This is a genomic window from Streptomyces macrolidinus, from assembly GCF_023887685.1.
GTDB lineage: Bacteria > Actinomycetota > Actinomycetes > Streptomycetales > Streptomycetaceae > Streptomyces > Streptomyces macrolidinus.
The window spans coordinates 1-21,614 of record NZ_JAMWMR010000044.1 but is presented as its reverse complement, the minus strand read 5'-3'; the positions used below and the strand labels follow the sequence as shown (position 1 = coordinate 21,614).

Annotated in this window: 14 protein-coding genes; 10 read left to right on the top strand and 4 right to left on the bottom strand. The window is 70.4% G+C overall.

From position 1 onward, the window contains the following. Positions 1-8 precede the first annotated feature (8 nt). The 6 genes from mtrA (at position 9) to NGF19_RS28875 (ending at position 7,550) form a co-directional block, all read left to right on the top strand. Positions 9-698 carry a two-component system response regulator MtrA gene (mtrA, locus tag NGF19_RS28900; RefSeq protein WP_015659998.1) on the top strand — a complete coding sequence of 230 codons (690 nt, stop codon included), beginning with the start codon at positions 9-11 and terminating at the stop codon, positions 696-698. A gap of 1 nt (position 699) precedes the next feature. Then, positions 700-2,757, top strand: coding sequence for an MtrAB system histidine kinase MtrB (gene mtrB, locus NGF19_RS28895; protein ID WP_252428637.1), 2,058 nt, complete (start codon positions 700-702; stop codon positions 2,755-2,757). After that, complete coding sequence (locus tag NGF19_RS28890) at positions 2,747-4,573, top strand: LpqB family beta-propeller domain-containing protein (RefSeq protein ID WP_252428635.1); 1,827 nt, start codon at positions 2,747-2,749, stop codon at positions 4,571-4,573. The genes mtrB and NGF19_RS28890 overlap by 11 nt, the downstream gene beginning before the upstream one ends. Before the next feature lie 109 nt (positions 4,574-4,682). Beyond that, the gene (locus tag NGF19_RS28885; protein WP_252428633.1) at positions 4,683-5,588 is read left to right on the top strand and encodes a ComF family protein; all 906 of its coding nucleotides are present in this window, start codon (positions 4,683-4,685) and stop codon (positions 5,586-5,588) included. A gap of 311 nt (positions 5,589-5,899) precedes the next feature. Beyond that, a complete protein-coding gene (hpf, locus tag NGF19_RS28880) occupies positions 5,900-6,592 on the top strand; it encodes a ribosome hibernation-promoting factor, HPF/YfiA family (RefSeq protein ID WP_372505991.1) in 693 nt (230 codons plus the stop codon). A gap of 205 nt (positions 6,593-6,797) precedes the next feature. Beyond that, a complete protein-coding gene (locus NGF19_RS28875; RefSeq protein WP_252428629.1) occupies positions 6,798-7,550 on the top strand; it encodes a response regulator in 753 nt (250 codons plus the stop codon). 50 nt (positions 7,551-7,600) lie between these two features. Here NGF19_RS28875 and NGF19_RS28870 read toward each other — a convergent pair whose 3' ends face one another. Both NGF19_RS28870 and NGF19_RS28865 read right to left on the bottom strand, forming a co-directional pair. Next, a complete protein-coding gene (locus tag NGF19_RS28870; protein ID WP_252428627.1) occupies positions 7,601-8,803 on the bottom strand; it encodes a winged helix-turn-helix domain-containing protein in 1,203 nt (400 codons plus the stop codon). A 63-nt stretch (positions 8,804-8,866) separates the two neighbouring features. Then, on the bottom strand, positions 8,867-9,439 hold the full coding sequence (locus NGF19_RS28865) for a GNAT family N-acetyltransferase (protein WP_252428625.1): 573 nt from the start codon (positions 9,437-9,439) through the stop codon (positions 8,867-8,869). A gap of 387 nt (positions 9,440-9,826) precedes the next feature. On the opposite strand from NGF19_RS28865, the gene secA reads away from it, so the two are divergent. Next, positions 9,827-12,634 carry a preprotein translocase subunit SecA gene (gene secA / locus NGF19_RS28860; protein WP_252428623.1) on the top strand — a complete coding sequence of 936 codons (2,808 nt, stop codon included), beginning with the start codon at positions 9,827-9,829 and terminating at the stop codon, positions 12,632-12,634. A gap of 524 nt (positions 12,635-13,158) precedes the next feature. Here the strand turns inward: secA and NGF19_RS31255 are convergent. Continuing rightward, entirely contained in the window at positions 13,159-13,545 is a 387-nt protein-coding gene (locus NGF19_RS31255; protein ID WP_372505990.1) for an Rv3235 family protein, read from the bottom strand. A gap of 587 nt (positions 13,546-14,132) precedes the next feature. Between NGF19_RS31255 and NGF19_RS28850 the strand changes: the two genes are divergently transcribed. Both NGF19_RS28850 and NGF19_RS28845 read left to right on the top strand, forming a co-directional pair. Continuing rightward, positions 14,133-14,648: a DUF6912 family protein gene (locus tag NGF19_RS28850; protein ID WP_252428619.1), complete on the top strand. Its 516-nt coding sequence runs from the start codon at positions 14,133-14,135 to the stop codon at positions 14,646-14,648. A 56-nt stretch (positions 14,649-14,704) separates the two neighbouring features. Continuing rightward, positions 14,705-15,370, top strand: coding sequence for an HAD family hydrolase (locus NGF19_RS28845; protein ID WP_252428617.1), 666 nt, complete (start codon positions 14,705-14,707; stop codon positions 15,368-15,370). A 93-nt stretch (positions 15,371-15,463) separates the two neighbouring features. On the opposite strand, the gene NGF19_RS28840 is transcribed toward NGF19_RS28845, so the two are convergent. Then, positions 15,464-16,030: a DJ-1/PfpI family protein gene (locus tag NGF19_RS28840; RefSeq protein WP_252428616.1), complete on the bottom strand. Its 567-nt coding sequence runs from the start codon at positions 16,028-16,030 to the stop codon at positions 15,464-15,466. 561 nt (positions 16,031-16,591) lie between these two features. On the opposite strand from NGF19_RS28840, the gene NGF19_RS28835 reads away from it, so the two are divergent. Beyond that, on the top strand, positions 16,592-21,526 hold the full coding sequence (locus tag NGF19_RS28835) for an NAD-glutamate dehydrogenase (RefSeq protein ID WP_252428614.1): 4,935 nt from the start codon (positions 16,592-16,594) through the stop codon (positions 21,524-21,526). Positions 21,527-21,614 lie beyond the last annotated feature (88 nt).

Sequence of the window (21,614 nt, the reverse complement as noted above, 5' to 3'; positions counted from 1 at the left end):
TTAATGGGATGATGTCGTTTATGAAGGGACGAGTCCTTGTCGTCGACGACGACACCGCACTTGCCGAGATGCTCGGCATCGTGCTGCGTGGTGAAGGTTTTGAGCCGTCTTTCGTAGCCGACGGCGACAAGGCGCTGGCCGCCTTTCGCGAGACCAAGCCCGACCTGGTGCTGCTCGACCTGATGCTGCCCGGACGGGACGGCATCGAGGTGTGCCGCCTGATCAGGGCGGAGTCAGGCGTGCCCATCGTGATGCTCACGGCGAAGAGCGACACCGTGGATGTCGTGGTCGGCCTTGAGTCGGGGGCGGATGACTACATCGTCAAGCCGTTCAAGCCGAAGGAGCTGGTCGCCCGTATCCGGGCGCGGCTGCGCAGGTCGGAGGAGCCGGCGCCGGAGCAGCTCGCCATCGGTGACCTCGTGATCGACGTGGCCGGTCACTCCGTGAAGCGGGACGGGCAGTCGATCGCGCTGACGCCGCTGGAGTTCGACCTGCTGGTGGCGCTGGCCCGCAAGCCGTGGCAGGTGTTCACGCGCGAGGTGCTGCTCGAGCAGGTCTGGGGCTATCGGCACGCGGCGGACACCCGCCTGGTCAATGTGCATGTGCAGCGGCTGCGGTCCAAGGTCGAGAAGGACCCGGAGCGGCCGGAGATCGTGGTGACCGTGCGCGGCGTCGGTTACAAGGCCGGACCGAGCTGAGATGTCCCAGGACAGTGCCGCTTCGCAGTCCGGTCGGCCGGGGGCCCGTCCGGGGCGGCCTGTCGGACGGCGGACGGGCTCGGAGTGGGGACGACGGTTCGTCGAGGGCGGGTTGTTGCACGGTGGAGTGCAGGGCAGCCCGGTCCTCAGGCTTCTCCTGCGCTGGGTGCGCCGTCCGCTGCTGCCGGTGATACGGCTGTGGCGGCGCAACATCCAGCTCAGGATCGTGGTCACGACCCTGCTCATGTCGCTCGGTGTGGTGCTGCTGCTCGGTTTCGTCGTCATCGGGCAGGTACGCAACGGCCTGCTGGAGGCCAAGGTGAAGGCGTCGCAGAGTCAGGCCGTCGGCGGCTTCACGGTCGCCGGGCAGCGGGCCGACAGTGCGGCGAGCGCCGGTGGCGGGGACGACAACTCCGGTACGGGCAACAGTCCCGTGCAGAACGTCAGCGGATGGATGAGCGACCTCGTCGAGTCGCTGTCCAGCGGTGGCCAGGGTGCCTTCGACGTGGTCACGCTCGGCACCACGGCCGTGGACAACGACAACCGCGGCCTGGGACCGCGTGCCTCGGGCGGGGTGGATCCGAGTCAGAGCGTGCCGGCGGCTCTGCGCAAGCGCGTCGAGTCCGGCACGGGCGTGTCCCAGAGCTACACCCGCATCGTCTACACCGACAGCCGCAGCCCGCAGCCCGCGCTCATCATCGGCAAGCAGGTCAACGACCCGAACGGGGACCCGTACCAGCTCTACTACCTCTTCCCGCTGACCCAGGAGGAGAAGTCGCTCAGCCTGGTCAGGACGACGCTGGCGACCGCCGGGCTCTTCGTCGTGGTGCTTCTCGGGGCCATCGCCTGGCTCGTGGTGCGTCAGGTCGTCGCCCCCGTACGGATGGCGGCGGGCATCGCCGAGCGGCTGTCCGCCGGGCGGCTCCAGGAACGGATGAAGGTCACCGGCGAGGACGACATCGCGCGGCTGGGCGAGGCCTTCAACAAGATGGCGCAGAACCTTCAACTGAAGATCCAGCAGTTGGAGGAGCTGTCGCGGATGCAGCGGCGCTTCGTCTCGGACGTGTCGCACGAACTGCGCACCCCACTGACGACCGTGCGGATGGCGGCCGATGTCATCCATGAGGCGCGGGTCGACTTCGATCCGGTGACCGCGCGGTCCGCCGAACTGCTCGCCGACCAACTGGACCGGTTCGAGTCGCTGCTCGCGGATCTGCTGGAGATCAGCCGCTTCGACGCGGGCGCGGCGGCGCTGGAGGCCGAGCCGATCGATCTGCGCGACGTGGTGCGGCGGGTCGTCAGCGGGGCCGAGCCGCTCGCCGAGCGCAAGGGCACGCGGATACGCGTGGTCGGCGACCAGCAGCCAGTCGTGGCCGAGGCCGATGCCCGGCGGGTCGAGCGGGTGCTGCGCAATCTCGTCGTCAACGCGGTCGAGCACGGTGAGGGCGAGGACGTCGTCGTCAAGCTCGCCGCGGCGGGCGGTGCGGTCGCGGTGGCGGTACGCGACTACGGGGTGGGGCTCAAGCCCGGCGAGGCGACCCGGGTGTTCAGCCGCTTCTGGCGGGCGGACCCGGCACGCGCGCGGACCACCGGCGGTACGGGGCTGGGGCTGTCCATCGCACTGGAGGACGCGCGGCTGCACGGCGGCTGGCTGCAGGCGTGGGGTGAGCCCGGTGGTGGTTCGCAGTTCCGGTTGACGCTGCCCCGGACCGCGGACGAGCCGCTGCGGGGGGCGCCGATACCCCTGGAGCCCAAGGACTCGCGGCGCAACCGCGGGCTCAACGACGCGGGCGGGTCGCGGGGCGCGGCCGAGAAGGCCGCCACGGTGCCCGCAGCGCCTTCGTACGACAAGGTGCCGGCGCCCCGCGACCCGATAGGACCGAGGACGGCCGCGGTGACGCCCACGGCCGACCCGACTGCGCTGCCGGGCAACGGCGCGCGGGTCGTGTCGCGGCCCGGCGGGGGCGAGCAGCGCCGGGACGAGGGCACACAGGGCCCGGCGGAGAGCGGCGACCGGCCCGGCGAACGCGATCAAGGGGAGGCATTTCGTGGGCGCTGAGGGGGGCGGCCGACGGCGTGCGCTGCGCATGGCCGCGTACGCCGGGTGCGGGGTCCTGCTGCTGGCAGGGTGTGCCTCGATGCCGGACAGCGGGGATCTGCGCGGCGTGGAGTCCACGCCGCGGCAGAACGCGCAGGTCCGTGTCTTCGCGATGCCGCCGCACGAGAACGCGCGGCCCGCGGAGATCGTGCAGGGCTTCCTGGAGGCGCTGACCGGTGACGATCCGCAGTACGAGACGGCCCGCAAGTATCTGACGGAGAGCGCCTCGCGCCGCTGGGACCCGGACGGGTCCACCACCGTGCTCACCGACGGGCCGAACGCCGTCCCCGAGCCCACCGGCAACCGGGAGGCGGGCGACGAGTACGCGTTCACGCTGACCGGCAGCAAGGTCGCCGTCGTGGACGCGCAGCACGCGTACACACCGGCCCTGGGGGACTACAGCGGGACGGTGCACCTCACGATGGTGAAGAAGACCCACCAGTGGCGGATCGACGCGCTGCCGCAGGGCGTGGTCATGGGCAAGTCCGACTTCCAACGCAACTACATGTCGGTCAACAAGTACTACTACGCCTCGAACGTGCCCACCGCGACAGGCGGGCGGCTGAGCACCGTCGCCGACCCGGTGTACGTACGCAGCAAGGTGGACCCCGTGACGTCGATGGTCCGCACGCTGCTGAAGGGGCCCACACGCTGGCTCGCCCCCGTGGCGACGTCCGGGTTCCCGCAGGGGACCGCGCTGCGCAAGGACGTCACCACGCTGTCGCCCGACGACCAGAACAAGCTGACGGTGCCGCTCGACCAGAGAGCCGACCGGGTCGGGCGGTCGCAGTGCACCAAGATGGCCGCGCAGTTGCTGTTCACGCTGCAGGACCTGACACCCACCGGCGTGAACCGCGTCGAGCTGCAGGGCTCCGGCGGCAGGAAGCTGTGCGAGCTGAACGAGGAACGGGCCGAGATCATCGCCGCGCACAGCATGGCCAAGCAGCCCGAGTACGAGTACTTCATCGACGGCAAGCACCGGCTGGTGCGGTTGTCCGCCTCCGGTTCGAGGGACCCCGAGCCGGTGCTGGGCGCGCTGGGCGAGACAGAGGCGAACCTGCGCGCGGCGGCCGTCTCGCGCAACGAGGACACGGCGGCCGGGGTCTCGGCCGACGGGCAGAACCTGTACGTGGCGTCGATGGCCTCGGGCGCCTCCCTCGGGGCCGCGGTGGTCAGCCAGGGCGCCTCGCCGGACGACCGGCTGACGACACCGAGCTGGGACGGTGGCGGCAATCTGTGGGTGGCCGACCGCGATCGGAAGCAGCCGCGGCTGCTGATGCTGCGCAACGGGGCGGGCAAGCCGGTGGAGGTGCGTACGCCGGGTCTCGACGGGCGCATCGACGCGGTGCGGGTGGCCGCCGACGGCGTGCGGATCGCGCTGATCGTGGAGAAGAAGGGCAAGACGTCCCTGCAGATCGGGCGAGTGGAACGGGAGAGCGGCAACGGCGGGCAGGCCGACGTGTCGGTCCTCGGGCTGCGCTCGGTGACGCCGCAGTGGGAGAAGGTCACGGCCATGTCGTGGGCCGGGACCAGTCGGCTCGTGGTGGTCGGGCAGGAGTCCGGCGGAGTGCTGCAGATGCGCTACGTGCAGGTCGACGGCTCCACCCCGACGGGCAATTCACCGGCTTCACTCACAGGGGTGAAGCAGATCGCGGCGTCCGAGGACGAGCGGCTGCCGCTGGTGGCCTACTCGGAGGACGGGATCGTGCGGCTGTCCGCCGGGGCGCAGTGGCAGAAGGTGGTCAAGGAGGGGACGGCTCCCGTCTACCCGGGCTGAGTCGACGCGGGTGTCCCGCCGCCGAAGTCACCGTTGAAGGTCCCGGTTGTCCACAGGCCGTTGTCCACAGGGCTGGCGGGCCGCCGCGGGCGCGGGCACAGTGGTGGGCATGCGGGGGTGGTGGCAGCGGCTCACCGGCGACCTCACCGACCTGGTGCTGCCGGCCGAGTGCGGAGGCTGTGGGAGGCCGCGCGCGGTGCTCTGCCCGGAGTGCCGCGCGGCGCTCCACGGGAGGACGCCGCGCCGGGTGCGACCGATGCCGGTACCGGCCGGGCTGCCGGTGGTGCACGCGGCGGCGCCGTACGGGGGTGCCGTGCGCGCCATGATCCTCGCGCACAAGGAGCGGGGCGTCCTCGCCCTCGCCCGGCCGCTGGGGACGGCTCTGGCCGGGGCGGTGCGCGCGGGTCTCGGCGGTGATCGGGTAGGTCTTCATGGCAACCGAGCCGGTCTTGACGGCGCTCGGGCGCCCGCGCCGGTACTGCTCGTCCCGGTGCCGTCGGCGCGCCGGTCCGTGCGGGCGCGGGGGCACGATCCCGCGCGGCGGATCGCGCTCGCGGCGGCGGGCGAGCTGCGCAGGGCCGGTACGGCGGCGCGGGTGGCGGCCGTGCTGCGGCAACGGCGGGCCGTGGCCGACCAGTCGGGCCTCGGCTCCCGGGAGCGGCTCGCCAATCTCGCGGGCGCCCTGGAGGTGGCCCGAGGAGGCGCCGGGCTGCTGGCGGGCGGCAGGGTCGTCCTCGTCGACGACCTGATGACGACGGGCGCCTCGCTGGCGGAGGCGGCGCGTGCCGTGCGGGAGGCGCTCGACGTGACGGAGGCGCTGGAGAGACAGCGCGCGCAGGTGTATTCGCGCGGGGTCGGGGAAGCAAAGGGGCCATGGAACGCGACGCAGTCGACGGAGCCGGATCGCGGGTTCCGGGCGCCGTACGGAATGACCACTGGAGACAGTGCCGGAGAGGGTATCCGCGCGGCCGTGATCGCCGCGTCGCGGGATTCTTTCGAAATCATCCGGAACTGACGGCGAACTTGCATCGTTGCAGGTAGTGAGCAGGTCATTTCGCCTGAACGGAGGTACGTGGCAGTAGAGGGTGACGACATCCGGCCGGGCGAGATATGTTCGGTTGTGAGGGAAAGGCAGAAGCCGTCCCCTCGCATACGAATGCCGTGCTGCGCGTTTTTCATAAGCCGCGGCAATGGGGTCAAGAGATCTCGCCTATGGGGGCAGGAGGTGGACGTCACCGAGTCCGAGGTTCCGGAGATCGCCGGAACCTGGTGCACAAGGGAGATGCTCCGCCAGGGGTGCGGAGCGATCCGGGAACGGAGTTCTGCGTGGACATCGTCGTCAAGGGCCGCAAGACCGAGGTGCCCGAGCGGTTCCGGAAGCACGTGGCCGACAAGCTGAAGCTGGACAAGATCCAGAAGCTCGATGGCAAGGTGATCAGCCTCGACGTCGAGGTGTCCAAGGAGCCCAACCCCCGACAAGCCGACCGTTCCGACCGTGTGGAGATCACGCTCCGCACCCGCGGGCCGGTGATCAGGGCGGAGGCAGCCGCCAACGATCCGTATGCGGCACTCGACCTGGCGGCGGAGAAGCTCGAGGCCCGGCTGCGCAAGCAGCACGACAAGCGCCACACCCGCCGGGGGGTTCGCAGGCTCACGGCGGCCGAGGTGCCCGACCACGTCCCGGGCGCCGCGACGCTCGACGTCAATGGCAGCGTCGTCTCGGCGGAGGAGCCGGAGGGCGTGCCCACCAGGAAGATCGGATCGCTCGAGGTGCAGGGCGAAGGCCCCCTCGTCGTCCGCGAGAAGACCCACGTCGCTTCCCCGATGTCGCTCGACCAGGCGCTCTACGAGATGGAGCTGGTCGGGCACGACTTCTATCTGTTCGTCGACTCCGAGACCAAGCAACCCAGCGTCGTCTACCGGCGGCGCGCGTACGACTACGGCGTCATCCATCTGAGTACGGATCAGATGGTGACTCAGACGCAGTCGGCCGAGGTAGGCGGGACGCTCGGCGGCTGACCCCGTCGCGCGATGACTGAACCGGTGCCCCTGGTGAGCCCTGTGCGCCCCCAGGGGCACCGGCGTGCGACCACTTGCGCCGTGCTCCGTCACATGACGGTCGCCCAGGCATGGAATCATGGCCGCAATGGCCCAACCGGTGGCCCGTTGCCGTGGGTTGGCGATGGCACAGGACCACAGGCCACAGCCTTCAGGGGGAGGAACGATGGCGGACAGCTTCGGACCGATGCGGGGCGGGGGTGCCCACGACGGCGTCGGCAGGAGCCCGGACGCGGACCCTCCGGGCAAGGAACCCAAGGAACCCATCAGGGTTCTCGTCGTGGACGACCACGCCCTCTTCCGCCGCGGGCTGGAGATCGTGCTCGCCGCCGAGGAGGACATCCAGGTCGTCGGCGAGGCCGGGGACGGCGCGGAGGCGGTCGACAAGGCGGCCGATCTGCTGCCCGACATCGTGCTGATGGATGTGCGGATGCCCCGGCGGGGCGGGATCGAGGCCTGTACCTCCATCAAGGAGGTGGCGCCCAGCGCGAAGATCATCATGCTGACGATCAGCGACGAAGAGGCCGATCTCTACGACGCGATCAAGGCGGGCGCGACGGGTTACCTCCTCAAGGAGATCTCCACGGACGAGGTGTCCACGGCCATTCGTGCGGTCGCCGACGGGCAGTCACAGATCAGCCCGTCCATGGCGTCGAAACTCCTCACCGAGTTCAAGTCGATGATCCAGCGCACCGACGAGCGCCGACTGGTCCCGGCGCCCCGGCTCACGGACCGGGAACTGGAGGTCCTCAAGCTCGTCGCCACGGGGATGAACAACCGGGACATCGCCAAGGAGTTGTTCATCTCCGAGAACACCGTGAAGAACCATGTGCGCAACATCCTGGAGAAGCTTCAACTGCACTCCAGGATGGAGGCCGTGGTCTACGCGATGCGGGAGAAGATCCTCGAGATCCGCTAGCGAGATCCGCCAGCGGGATTCGTCGGCGGCAGGCGATCGGCGGGTCGGCGTCAGCCCAGGGCGCGGGTCAACTCCCGTACGAGGGGCTCGCGCAGTGCCGGATCGTCCACGCGTTCCACACGGACGTCGGAGCAGTCCACCCAGCTCGCCGCCTCCAACAGGGCCTGCGCCACCGCCGGGACGGCCCGGAGGCCGTCCAGCGTGACCTGCTTGGCGACCAGCGTGCGGCCCTCGCGCGCGGGGTCCACCCGGCCCACCAGCCGTCCACCGGCGAGGACCGGCATCGCGAAGTAGCCGTACACCCGCTTCGGCTTGGGGACGTATGCCTCCAGACGGTGGGTGAAGCCGAAGATCCGCTCCGTGCGCGCCCGTTCCCAGATCAGCGAGTCGAACGGGGACAGCAGCGTCGTACGGTGACGGCCGCGCGGGGGGGTGCGCAGAGCCTCCGGGTCCGCCCAGGCAGGCTTGGACCAGTCCTGGACCGTCACCGGGACCAGACCCGAGTCCGCGATCACCGCGTCGACCTGCTCGCCCTTGAGGCGGTGGTAGTCCGCGAGGTCCGCGCGCGTGCCGACCCCGAGGGACTGGCCGGCCAGGCGTACGAGACGGCGCAGGCACTCGGCGTCGTCCAGCCGGTCATGGAGGAGATGCTCGGGAACGGCGCGCTCGGCGAGGTCGTACACGCGCTTCCAGCCGCGGCGTTCGACGCACACCACCTCGCCGTACATCAGCGCGCGCTCCACCGCGACCTTGGTGCCGGACCAGTCCCACCACTCGCTGGTCTTCTTCGCGCCGCCGAGGTCGGTGGCCGTGAGGGGGCCTTCCGCGCGCAACTGCTTGACGACCTGGTCGTACACCCCGTCCGGCAGCGTGTGGTTCCAGTGCGGGCGCGCGCGGTAGGCCCGGCGGCGGAAGGCGAAGTGGGGCCATTCCTCGAGGGGGAGGATGCACGCGGCATGCGACCAGTACTCGAACGCGTGGGGCCGGGCCGCGCTCGTGCCGTCCGTCGGCGGGGTCCAGTACGCCGTGTCGACCGCCTTGCGTCCTATGGCGCCGAGGCGGGCGTACGGGATGAGTTCATGGGAGCGGGCGAGGACCGAGATGGTGTCGAGCTGGACCGCTCCGAGATGACGGAGGACCCCACGGACACCGGCCTTGCGGTCGGGGGCGCCGAGGAAGCCCTGGGCGCGCAGGGCGATGCGGCGGGCTTCGTCGGCGGTCAGGTCGATGACGGGGCGCGGAAGACTCGGCATGGGGCACACCGTAGAGGGCGGCACTGACAGTGGGGCCGCCTCCGCGCCCGGTCCGGTCCCGCGCTACGGGCGCGCCGTATCCGGATACGGCACCGACGACGGCAGGCCCAGGTCCGACGGAAGGAGCGAGCCCACCCAGCAGTCCCGCAGCACGCCCTTGTTGTCGCACGCCGCGCGCAGGGTGCCCTCCAGGGCGAAGCCCGCGCGTCGCGCGACCGCGCGGGAGCCCTCGTTGCCCACCTCCGCGCGCCACTCCACCCGGTCGATCGACCGCTCGGTGAAGGCCCAGCGCGCCGCGGCCAGCGTCGCCTCCGTGATGTAGCCGCAGCCGCGGTGCTCCTTCGCCGTCCAGAAGCCCACCTCGGCGACGCCGGGTGCGCGCATCGTCAGGCCGAGCATGCCCACGAGATCCCCGGCCGGCAGGAAGACGCCGAAGGTGAACATCGAGGCGTCCGCCCAGCCGTCGGGCACCATCCGCCCGACGAAGTCCTCCGCGTGCTCACGCAGGTACGGCGACGGGATGGTGGTCCAGCGCTGGATGTCGGGGTCCTGCGCGGCCTCGTGCACCGCGTCGATGTCCTGTGGGACCGGGGTACGAAGGAGCAGGCGCGTGGTGCTCAGGGTCACGGGTTCCATCGCCCGATTCTGCTCCGGGCGGCACCCCGCCGCCATGTCTTTACCGGTGCTTCTTCCGATCCCGCGCGCCCCGCCTTCACCGACGCGCAGCCCCCTTCACCGCACATCCCGTCTTCACCGACGCACATCCCGCGTCACCGGCGCACGACCCCGCCGTCCCGATCCCGCGCCGCCACGCCGACGACGGCATCACACGCCTCTGCGTGAGACCCCCGTTACTTTTCGTGGCACGAACGCGGCACCTTCCGCCGCCCCCGTCCGTTGTCCTAGTGGCTGTCCCTCGGCAGACCTCCCGACGTGGCGGGGTCCTCGCTTACGATGGCCGTTGCTCGATCTCTCATATGCAACCGACCGTCCCAGGCCCGACCGGCAAGGAGACAAACCCCCGTGTCCGTCCTCTCGAAGATCATGCGTGCAGGCGAAGGCAAGATCCTGCGCAAGCTGCACCGCATCGCGGACCAGGTCAACTCCATCGAAGAGGACTTCATCGGCCTCTCCGACGCCGAGCTGCGGGCCCTCACCGACGAGTACAAGCAGCGGTACGCCGACGGCGAGAGCCTCGACGACCTGCTGCCCGAGGCCTTCGCCACCGTGCGCGAGGCCGCGAAGCGCGTCCTCGGCCAGCGGCACTACGACGTGCAGCTCATGGGCGGGGCCGCGCTGCACCTCGGCTATGTCGCCGAGATGAAGACCGGTGAGGGCAAGACGCTCGTCGGCACCCTGCCCGCGTATCTCAACGCCCTGTCCGGCGACGGCGTCCACATCGTCACGGTCAACGACTACCTGGCCGAGCGCGACTCCGAGATGATGGGCCGCGTCCACAAGTTCCTGGGCCTGTCCGTCGGCTGCATCCTCGCCAACATGACCCCGGCCCAGCGCCGTGAGCAGTACGGCTGCGACATCACCTACGGCACGAACAACGAGTTCGGGTTCGACTACCTCCGCGACAACATGGCCTGGTCGCAGGACGAACTGGTCCAGCGTGGCCACAACTTCGCGATCGTCGACGAGGTCGACTCCATCCTCGTCGACGAGGCCCGTACGCCGCTGATCATCTCCGGCCCGGCCGACCAGGCCACGAAGTGGTACGGCGACTTCTCCAAGCTGGTCACGCGGCTGAAGAAGGGCGAGGCGGGCAACCCCCTCAAGGGCATCGAGGAGACCGGCGACTACGAGGTCGACGAGAAGAAGCGCACGGTCGCCATCCACGAGTCCGGCGTCTCCAAGGTCGAGGACTGGCTGGGCATCGACAACCTCTACGAGTCGGTGAACACCCCGCTGGTCGGCTATCTGAACAACGCCATCAAGGCCAAGGAACTCTTCAAGAAGGACAAGGACTACGTCGTCATCGACGGCGAGGTCATGATCGTCGACGAGCACACCGGCCGTATCCTCGCCGGCCGCCGCTACAACGAGGGCATGCATCAGGCGATCGAGGCGAAGGAAGGGGTGGACATCAAGGACGAGAACCAGACGCTCGCGACGATCACCCTGCAGAACTTCTTCCGCCTCTACAACAAGCTCTCCGGCATGACCGGTACGGCGATGACCGAGGCCGCCGAGTTCCACCAGATCTACAAGCTCGGCGTGGTCCCGATCCCGACGAACAAGCCGATGGTCCGCAAGGACCAGTCGGACCTGATCTACCGCACCGAGGTCGCGAAGTTCGAGGCGGTCGTCGACGACATCGCCGAGAAGCACGAGAAGGGCCAGCCGATCCTCGTCGGCACCACCTCGGTCGAGAAGTCCGAGTACCTCTCCCAGCAGCTCAGCAAGCGCGGCATCCAGCACGAGGTGTTGAACGCGAAGCAGCACGACCGCGAGGCCGTGATCGTCGCCCAGGCCGGCCGCAAGGGCGCCGTGACCGTGGCCACGAACATGGCCGGCCGTGGTACGGACATCAAGCTCGGCGGCAACCCCGAGGACCTCGCCGAGGCCGAGCTGCGCCAGCACGGGCTCGACCCCGAGGAGCACATCGAGGAGTGGGCCGCGGCCCTGCCCGCCGCGCTGGAGAAGGCCGAGCACGCGGTCAAGGCCGAGAAGGAGGAGGTCGAGGAGCTGGGCGGCCTTTACGTCCTCGGCACCGAGCGGCACGAGTCGCGCCGTATCGACAACCAGCTCCGCGGTCGTTCCGGCCGTCAGGGCGACCCCGGTGAGTCCCGCTTCTACCTGTCGCTGGGCGACGACCTGATGCGCCTGTTCAAGGCGCAGATGGTCGAGCGCGTGATGTCGATGGCCAATGTCCCCGACGACGTGCCGATCGAGAACAAGATGGTCACGCGCGCGATCGCCTCCGCGCAGTCCCAGGTCGAGACGCAGAACTTCGAGACCCGTAAGAACGTCCTCAAGTACGACGAGGTCCTCAACCGGCAGCGCGAGGTCATCTACGGCGAGCGGCGCCGCGTCCTGGAGGGCGAGGATCTGCAGGAGCAGATCCAGCATTTCATGGACGACACGATCGACGCGTATGTCGCCGCCGAGACCGCCGAGGGCTTCGCCGAGGAGTGGGACCTGGACCGGCTGTGGGGCGCCTTCAAGCAGCTCTACCCGGTGAAGGTCACCATCGAGGAGCTGGAGGAGGCCGCGGGCGACCGGGCCGGGCTGACGGCCGAGTTCATCGCCGAGTCCATCAAGGACGACATCCGCGAGCAGTACGAGCAGCGTGAGACGCAGCTCGGCTCCGAGATCATGCGCGAGCTGGAGCGCCGGGTCGTGCTGTCGGTCCTGGACCGCAAGTGGCGTGAGCACCTCTACGAGATGGACTACCTCCAGGAGGGCATCGGCCTGCGCGCGATGGCGCAGAAGGACCCGCTGGTCGAGTACCAGCGCGAGGGCTTCGACATGTTCACCGCCATGATGGAGGGCATCAAGGAGGAGTCCGTCGGCTATCTGTTCAACCTGGAGGTCCAGGTCGAGCAGCAGGTCGAGGAGGTCCCCGTCGAGGACGCGACGCCGAGCCTGGAGAAGGAGGAGGCGGTGGCCGCGCAGGCGGCCCGTCCGGAGATCCGGGCCAAGGGGCTCGACGCCCCGCAGCGGCGCGAGCGGCTGCACTTCTCCGCGCCGACGGTGGACGGCGAGGGCGGCATCGTCGAGGGCGACCTCCCCAGCGACGAGCCGGTGCGCTCGGAGGCGGACGGCCTCACGCGCGCGGAGCGCCGCAAGCAGGCGAAGGGCGGCCGTCGCCGCAAGAAGTGACGACGCGCCAGGTTTGAGGGGCCGGGCATCTTCGAGTGCCCGGCCCCTCGTGTGTTCACGCTTTGCGGCCGTGCGTGAGTGCTGCCGCTTGTGTGGGGCGGTCGTCGTACGTGCGGGGCGCAGCAAGTGGACGGAGGGCCGCCGGTCGCCGCAAGACGTGTCGGGGCGGCAGATGTGAGGGGCCGGGTATCCCAGGGGTGTCCGGCCCCCTCCGTGTGTTCACGCCTTGCGGCCGCGCGCGAGCGTGGTTGCCTGTGTGGTCGGTTGTCGCCCGCGGTGAGTGTCGTTGTCTGTGTGGGTCGGCTGTATGGGTTGGTCGTCCCCCGCGCGGAGCGCCGCAAGCAGGCGAAGGGCAGCCGGTGACACAAGAGTGACGGCATGTCAGCTATGGGAGCCGGGCATCCAAGGGGTGCCCGGCTCCTCGCGTGTTCGCGCCTTGTGGCCTGCGTGAGCGTCGTTGCCTCTGGGTGCCCGGTCCCTCGGCTGTTCGCGCCTTGCCGCACCGCGTGAGGTGGTTGGGTCGGTCAGTCGTCGTCCGTGTGGGGCATGCGGGGGCCGCCGAGTTCCACTGCCGCGCAGCGCCAGCGGTGGTCCGGACCGCACTCCAGGCGGAACGCCATCGCGCGTACCTGCTCGCCCGCGCCGATACGGGCGAAGGCCTCGATGGCGCCGGGGCGTGGGACGTAGTAGCCGATGTCGCGGACGACCGGGCGGGTGCCGCGGGTGCGCAGCGCGCCGCGCCGGGCGAGCCAGGCCAGTTCGTCGTAGGCCCGGCCGACCGTGTGGCGGAGCATGCTGTGCACCGGCCGCTGCCCGCTCAGCACGGACAGCAGACGGTCGGCGAAGAGATCGGTGGGGCGGACGGGCGGAGCGGGCCTGAGCGGCGCGCTGACGGTCCCCGCCGCCGTCACGGATGGATTGGAGAGATTCCGCCCGGGCGGCACCCGGGGCGCGCTCCGAGGGCCCGCCGTAGCCCGCGAGGGGCCCTGGCCCGGTGCCGTCCGGCGGGGCGTGCCACCGCCGGGGCGGCGGGTGTCCTGGCGGACCGGAGGGCGCCCGGCCGGACGCGTGCCCCTCGGCAGGGCCGCGCTCCTCGCCGCCGCCTCGTTCCTCGTCATCACCTTGTGCATGGGATTCCCCGTTCGCGATACCGGGCGATGCCGGTTGATTCCGGTTGATACCGGTCGGTAACTTCTGATGGACCTTGTACGGGGCGAGGACCCGGCTCGCAAGCAACCCGGGTGCGTGGCGAAGGAGCGCGAGATTTCACCTGTCAGAGTGATGGGCCCGCCGGGGACCCCCGCGAATGCAGGGCGGGGCGGGCTGGGCCGGGTGATTCGGGCGCGCCCCGGTTGACGCTGAGGGCGGGGGTCACCGGGACTCGAAAGGGGACACCCCCACGTATCCTGGGGTGACTCGCCGGAGGCGCGAGAACGATCTCCGCGGGGTCTGTCACGGGCGGTCCGGCCGCCCTCATCCACAACGAAAGCGGCTCGTGATGCGCGTCTACGTCCCTCTGACCCTCTCCGGTCTCGCCGAGGCGCACAAGACGGGAGAGCTGGGGGCGGGCCCGCTCACCGCGTACGCCGTCACCCCCGCACTGCGCGACTGGTGTCTCTCCGACGACATCGAGGAGTTGGAGTACGCGGCGCTGAGCCGTGCCGCTCTGGCCTCCCTGCGGCTGCTGGCCGGGGACGACGGCGCACCGCGACGCCGGGTCGTCGTCGCGGTCGACGTACCGGACGGAGCGGTGGCCTCCGGCCCCGACCGGGGCCTCGACCCGGCCGCCCTCGGTGAAGTGCGCGTCGCCGGGGTTGTGCCCTTGGCCAAGGCGGCGGCGGTGCATGTCGACGCGGAGGACGCGGAGGCCGATATGGCCGCGGCGGTCCAGGCGCTTCCGGCGGCGGACGGTGGGGACGGCGAAGCGCAGTTCGCGGTGGACGGTGCCGAGGACCACGAGTTGCTGTGGTTCGCCACGCAGGAGATCCCGAACCTGCTCGGCCTCGGCGGCTGACCGCACCGCACCGGGCCGCCCCGGTGGATGTCAGTGGGGCCGGGTACGTTGTGCGCATGGGGACGGACGGAAGCGCGCACATCGTCTGGGACTGGAACGGCACCCTGTTCCACGACGTCGACGCGATCATCGGGGCGACGAACGCGGCGTTCGCCGAGCTGGGCATGGAACCGATCACGCTGGAGCGTTATCGGGCGCTGTACTGCGTCCCGGTGCCGAAGTTCTACGAGCGGCTGCTGGGCCGGGTGCCCACGAACGCCGAGTGGCTGGTCATGGACGAGACCTTCCACCGGTACTACGACCAGCACCGGCTCGGCTGCGGGCTCACCCAGGGCGCGGCTGAGCTGCTCGCGGGGTGGCGGTCGGCGGGCCGCAGCCAGTCCCTGCTGAGCATGTACGGGCACGACGACCTCGTCCCGCTGGTGCGCGGCTTCGGGATCGAGGCGCACTTCCTGCGGGTGGAGGGCCGGATGGGCCCCTCCGGCGGCAGCAAGGCCGAGCACATGGTCCGGCACATACGGGAGCTGGGCGGCGTCGACCCTACGCGCACGGTGGTGATCGGGGACGCCGCCGACGACGCGGTCGCCGCCCGGCATGTCGGAGCGCGCGCGGTTCTCTACACCGGTGGCTCCCACAGCCGCGCCAGCCTCGAAGAGGTCGGCGTCCCGGTGGTCGACTCCCTGGAGGAAGCGGTCGAGGAGGCCGAGCGGCTGGCGGGCTGACCGCGCGCGGCGCCGCACCGCTGCTGTGTGCGACGCCACACCGCCGGCGTGCACGATGCCTCCGCACCGCACCGCACCGCGTGGACGCGTGGCTCAGGTCACGGGCGCCTTCGTCCGCAGAACCGTCAGGAACTCCCGCATCCAGCGGGAGTGGTCCGGCCAGGCGCGGGACGAGACGAGCGTGCCGTCGACCACGGCCTCGGCGTCCTGGAAGGTCGCCCCGGCCGCCTGCATGTCCAGCTCCAGGGCCGGATAGGCGGTCACATGCCGCCCGCGCAGGGCGTCGACCGCGGCGGTGAGCAGGGGCCCGTGGCAGATCTGGGCGACCGGCTTGTCCGTGTCGAAGAACGACTTGAGGATCTTGCGCAGCTCGGGATCGTTGCGCAGATACTCCGGGGCGCGCCCGCCCGGGATCACGAGGGCCACGTAGTCCCCGGGATCGACCTCCGAGAAGGCGAGGTCGGCGGGCCAGGTGTAGCCGGGCTTCTCGGTGTAGGTGTCGTAGCCGGGTTCGAAGTCGTGGACGACGAAACGGAGCGTCTTGCGGGTGGGGGCCGCGATATGGACCTCGTAGCCCTCCTCGCGCAGGCGCTGGTAGGGGTAGAGCACCTCCAGCGACTCCGCCGCGTCGCCGGTGACGATCAGGATCTTCTGCGTCATTTCGCCGAGCTCCCTCGGTCGTGCGGACACCTTCCGTGGTCATCCTGCCGCCCAGCGGACGCGCGTACACGGCACTGCACGGCATCGCCTCCCGCACCCCTGTGCAGAACGTCAAATTTCGACCCCCTGTTTTGTACACATACGGCTCATGACGTTCACCCCGTGGAGAGCGATAGCCTTGTGGCGTGATCAGCGCGATACGTCGCAGGGACGCTGCCGTCCCTGCCCTGCGCCCGGCGAGCACGGATGACAACCGTGACCGGGCGGCGGTCGCTGGTCTTCGCAGACGGGGCCGGTCGGGAAGGGCACCGCAAGCGCCCTGTGCGGCAGCCGGGGCGCCGAGGACGCGGGAGGCGCATCAAGCGCCGCGGACAGCGTCACAGTCGCCGAGGACGCCGCAGATGGCCGATAACCCCTCATCCACCTCTCCGCGCGGCATAGCGTCGCATCAGACCGGACACCCGCATCGGACCGGACACCCCGCGTCGCGGCGTCACGTCGGAGAAGAACCCGTATTTCGTTCTACGTCACGCAACGGCGCGCGACAGGAGCCAGAGGACAATGCAGACCAAGCTGGACGAAGCCAAGGCCGAGCTGCTCGAAAGGGCTGCCCGGGTAGCTGAGAACAGCCCGGTCGGGGGGCACCTACCGACCGGGACGATGAGCGAGGGCGCCTCGGACCGGGACGCTGTGCTCGCGTTCCTCCAGCGCTACTACCTGCACACCGCCCCCGAAGACCTCGCCGACCGCGACCCCGTGGACGTGCTCGGCGCCGCGCTGTCGCACTTCCGGCTGGCCGAGACGCGCCCGCAGGGCACGGCCAACGTGCGGGTGCACACCCCGACGGTCGAGGAGAACGGCTGGACCTGCAGCCACTCCGTCGTCGAGGTCGTCACCGACGACATGCCGTTCCTGGTCGACTCCGTGACCAACGAGCTGTCCCGGCAGGGCCGCGGCATCCACGTCGTCGTCCACCCGCAGTTCGTGGTCCGCCGCGACCTGACCGGCAAGCTCCTCGAGGTGCTGCCCGCCGTGCCCGGCGGCGACCTGCCGCACGACGCGCACATCGAGTCGTGGATCCACGTCGAGATCGACCGCGAGACCGACCGCGCCGACCTCAAGCAGATCACCGCCGACCTGCTGCGCATCCTGTCCGACGTCCGTGAGGCCGTCGAGGACTGGGAGAAGATGCGCGACGCGTCGCTGCGCCTCGCCGAGGGCCTCCGCGAGGAGCCCGTGCCCGGCGACCTGGCCCGGCCGGAGGTCGAGGAGGCCCGCGAGCTGCTGCGCTGGCTGGCCGCCGACCACTTCACCTTCCTCGGCTACCGCGAGTACGAGCTGCGCGACGACGACTCGCTGGCCGCCGTGCCCGGCACCGGGCTGGGGATACTGCGTTCGGACCCGCAGCACGCCGGTGAGGACAACCACCCGGTGAGCCCCTCCTTCGAGCGGCTGCCGGCCGACGCCCGCGCCAAGGCGCGCGAGCACAAGCTGCTGATCCTCACCAAGGCCAACAGCCGCGCGACCGTGCACCGCCCGTCGTACCTCGACTACGTCGGCGTGAAGAAGTTCGACAAGGACGGCAACGTCGTCGGCGAGCGCCGCTTCCTCGGCCTGTTCTCGTCCGCGGCCTACACCGAGTCCGTGCGCCGCGTGCCGGTCGTGCGGCGCAAGGTCGCCGAGGTCCTCAAGGGCGCCGGGTTCTCGCCCAACAGCCACGACGGCCGCGACCTGCTCCAGATCCTGGAGACCTACCCCCGCGACGAGCTGTTCCAGACGCCGGCCGACGAGCTGCGCACCATCGCCACCTCCGTGCTCTACCTCCAGGAGCGCCGCCGCCTGCGGCTCTACCTGCGCCAGGACGAGTACGGACGCTACTACTCGGCGCTCGTCTACCTGCCGCGCGACCGCTACACCACCGCCGTCCGGCTGCGGATCATCGACATCCTCAAGGAGGAACTCGGCGGCATCAGCGTCGACTTCACGGCCTGGAACACCGAGTCGATCCTCTCCCGGCTGCACTTCGTCGTCCGTGTCCCGCAGGGCACCGAGCTGCCGCAGCTCTCCGACGGCGACCGGGAGCGCATCGAGGCGCGCCTCGTGGAGGCCGCCCGCTCCTGGGCCGACTCCTTCTCCGAGGCGCTGACCGCCGAACTCGGCGAGGAGCGCGCCGCCGAGCTGCTGCGCCGCTACGCCGGTGCCTTCACCGAGGGCTACAAGGCCGACCACAGCCCGCGCGCCGCGGTCGCCGACCTCGTCCACCTGGAGCAGCTCACCGGCGGGGAGGAGGGCAAGGACTTCGCCCTCAGCCTGTACGAGCCCGTGGGTGCGGGCCCCGGCGAGCGCCGCTTCAAGATCTACCGCAAGGGCGAGGCCGTCTCGCTCTCCGCCGTCCTGCCCGTGCTCAACCGGCTCGGTGTCGAGGTCGTCGACGAGCGCCCGTACGAGCTGCGCCGCGTGGACCGTACGACCGCGTGGATCTACGACTTCGGTCTGCGCCTGCCCAAGTCGCTGACCGGCAACGGCGACCTCGGGGCCGATGCCCGCGAGCGGTTCCAGGACGCCTTCGCCGCCACCTGGACCGGCCAGGCCGAGAACGACGGCTTCAACGCCCTCGTGCTGGGCGCCGGGCTCACCTGGCGGCAGGCGATGGTGCTGCGGGCGTACGCCAAGTACCTGCGCCAGGCCGGTTCGACGTTCAGCCAGGACTACATGGAGGCCACCCTCCGTACGAACGTCCACACCACCCGGCTGCTGGTCTCGCTCTTCGAGGCGCGGATGGCGCCGGAGCGGCAGCGGGCCGGGGTGGAGCTGACCGACGCCCTGCTGGAGGAGCTGGACGCGGCGCTCGACCAGGTCGCCTCGCTCGACGAGGACCGCATCCTGCGCTCCTTCCTCACCGTCATCAAGGCGACCCTGCGCACCAACTTCTTCCAGGAGAAGCAGGGCAAGCCGCACGACTACGTGTCGATGAAGTTCGACCCGCAGGCCATCCCGGACCTCCCGGCGCCGCGCCCGGCGTACGAGATCTGGGTGTACTCGCCGCGCGTCGAGGGCGTGCACCTGCGCTTCGGCAAGGTCGCGCGCGGTGGTCTGCGCTGGTCCGACCGGCGTGAGGACTTCCGTACCGAGATCCTCGGCCTGGTCAAGGCGCAGATGGTGAAGAACACCGTCATCGTGCCGGTCGGCGCGAAGGGCGGCTTCGTCGCCAAGCAGCTCCCGGACCCGGCCGTCGACCGTGACGCCTGGCTCGCGGAGGGCGTGCGCAGCTACCGGACGTTCATCTCGGCGCTGCTCGACATCACCGACAACCTGGTGGCCGGCGAGGTCGTGCCGCCCGCGGACGTGGTCCGCCACGACTCGGACGACACCTACCTCGTGGTCGCGGCCGACAAGGGCACCGCGCGGTTCTCGGACATCGCCAACGAGGTCGCCGGGGACTACGGCTTCTGGCTGGGCGACGCCTTCGCCTCCGGCGGCTCGGCGGGCTACGACCACAAGGGCATGGGCATCACCGCCCGCGGCGCCTGGGAGTCCGTCAAGCGGCACTTCCGGGAGCTGGGCGTGGACACCCAGACCGAGGACTTCACCGTGGTCGGCATCGGTGACATGTCCGGTGACGTGTTCGGCAACGGCATGCTGCTGTCCGAGCACATCCGCCTGGTCGCGGCCTTCGACCACCGGCACATCTTCATCGACCCGACCCCGGACGCGGCGACCGCGTACGCCGAGCGGCGGCGCCTGTTCGAGCTGCCGCGCTCCTCGTGGGCCGACTACAACGCCGAGCTGCTCTCCGCGGGCGGCGGCGTCTTCCCGCGCAGCGCCAAGTCGATCCAGATCAACGCGCACATCCGCGACGCCCTCGGCCTCGACCAGGGCATCACCAAGATGACCCCGGCCGACCTGATGAAGGCGATCCTCAAGGCGCCGGTCGACCTGCTGTGGAACGGCGGTATCGGCACCTACGTCAAGTCCTCGGCGGAGTCGAACGCGGACGTCGGCGACAAGGCCAACGACGCCATCCGCGTGGACGGCAAGGACCTGCGGGTCAAGGTCGTCGGCGAGGGCGGCAACCTCGGCCTGACCCAGCTCGGCCGGATCGAGTGCGCCCAGCACGGCGGCAAGATCAACACCGACGCGATCGACAACAGCGCCGGTGTGGACACCTCCGACCACGAGGTGAACATCAAGATCCTGCTCAACTCGGTCGTGGCCAACGGTGATCTCACCGTCAAGCAGCGCAACAAGCTGCTCGCCGAGATGACCGACGAGGTCGGCTCGCTGGTGCTGCGCAACAACTACGCGCAGAACACGGCGATCGCCAACGCCCTGGCCCAGTCCAAGGACATGCTCCACGCGCAGCAGCGCTTCCTGCGCCACCTGGTGCGCGAGGGACACCTCGACCGGGCGCTGGAGTTCATGCCCACCGACCGGCAGATCCGTGAGCGGCTGAACACCGGGCAGGGCCTGACCGGCCCGGAGACGGCCGTCCTGCTGGCGTACACCAAGATCACGGTGTCCCGGGAACTGCTGGAGACCCAGCTTCCCGACGACCCGTATCTGCGCACGCTGCTGCACGAGTACTTCCCGACGGCGCTGCGCAAGCGGTTCCCCGAGCAGATCGACCAGCACGCGCTGCGCCGTGAGATCGTGACGACCCTCCTGGTCAACGACACGGTCAACACGGGCGGTACGAGCTTCCTGCACCGTATGCGCGAGGAGACGGGCGCGTCGCTGGAGGAGATCGTCCGGGCGCAGACGGCGTCCCGCGCGATCTTCCACGCCAGTGAGGTGTGGGACGCGGTCGAGGCCCTCGACAACGAGGTCGACGCCGCCGTCCAGACCCGGATCCGGCTGCACTCGCGCCGTCTGGTGGAGCGCGGCACGCGCTGGCTGCTCAACAACCGGCCGCAGCCGCTGGAGCTGTCCTCGACGATCGAGTTCTTCAAGGACCGCGTCGAGCAGGTCTGGAGCGAGCTGCCCAAGCTGGTGCGCGGTGTGGACCTGGAGTGGTGGCAGCAGGTCTACGACGAGATGACGGGTGCCGGCGTGCCGGACGACCTCGCCACGCGCGTGGCCGGGTTCTCCTCCGCCTTCCCCGCGCTCGACATCGTGTCGGTGGCCGACCGCATGGGCAAGGACCCCATGGCCGTCGCCGAGCTGTACTACGACCTCGGCGACCGGCTGCGGATCACCCAGCTCATGGACCGCATCATCGAGCTGCCGCGTAACGACCGCTGGCAGTCGATGGCCCGCGCGGCCATCCGCGAGGACCTGTACGCGGCGCACGCGGGCCTGACGGCCGAGATCCTGTCCGTGGGCAACGGCGCCTCCAGCCCCGAACAGCGCTTCGAGGCCTGGGAGGAGAAGAACGCGCCGATCCTGACCCGGGCGCGTGCCACCCTGGACGAGATCTCCGGCTCGGACTCCTTCGACCTCGCGAACCTGTCGGTCGCGATGCGCACGATGCGGACGCTGCTGCGGACGCACGGCTAGTGCCTCGGCACTAGGAGCGGATACGACGGCGGGGGCGCCCCAGAGCTTCTGGGGCGGGCGCCCCCCCCGCCGCCGAGGCCCGACACGC